Annotated in this window: 1 pseudogene; it reads left to right on the top strand. The window is 67.5% G+C overall.

What is annotated here, in order from left to right:
* Positions 1-204 (top strand): annotated as a pseudogene (locus MJ797_RS24125) (tetratricopeptide repeat protein); the annotation flags it as partial.
* Between the last annotated feature and the right edge of the window lie 561 nt (positions 205-765).

The following is a 765-nucleotide window of genomic DNA, read 5'->3' as shown; positions in this document are numbered from 1 at the left end:
GCCTACGCCTACGAGACGGCGGGGCGGGTGGAGCAGGCGATCGGCTTGTTCGAGCAGACGCTGGCCGACAGTGAGCGGGTGCTGGACGAGGGGCATCCTTTCCTAGCGACACTTCGGGCGAACCTCGAACGTGCCTCGTTCGACCACCGGTCCCGTCCGCCGATTCGGCCGTCCACAGCGGTCGAACCGACGACTGACCGTTAACGGCATGTTCCCGCTTCCGCCCCCGCAATGCCTCGAGATCCGACCGTGTAAGACGCCGCACGCTGGCACCGGCCGTCCGGAGCGCCGTCCGACAGATGCGACTGCTCGTGGACGGCGACCACAGATTTTCGTTGGCAAGCCGATCCGTACCGCAGGCGCGTCAGCGCCGAGGAACGGAAGCGGCACGGCAGCATGATCTTCCCATGCGCGGCAGGACATCAGGCGGCGGACCCAGGATGTTGAGCGGCGCTGGGGATGCGACGCGCCCGGCGAGCATGGCGCGCCAGCGCCACGCGCAGCCGTCGCGCGGCACGGGCACGCGCCGCGCCTTGACATTGATGTGCTGGAAGACGTCCGGCGCGGGACGGCGGTGAGCATGGATGGCATCCTCGGCCGGCTGGCTCCACCGACCCGACCGGATGCTACGGAACGTGACGATGATGCGGGTGACGCCGGGACGTCCGAGGACTGATCGTTTCCAATTGCAGTACAAACTGCAGTACTGGAGATCAAAAAGCCCAGAGCCCCGCGCCGTGTGATCGGCTGCGGGGCTCTGACCTT

The organism is Protofrankia sp. CiP3, assembly GCF_917627345.1.
Lineage (GTDB): Bacteria > Actinomycetota > Actinomycetes > Frankiales > Frankiaceae > Protofrankia.
This window is presented reverse-complemented; position numbering and strand designations above follow the sequence as displayed.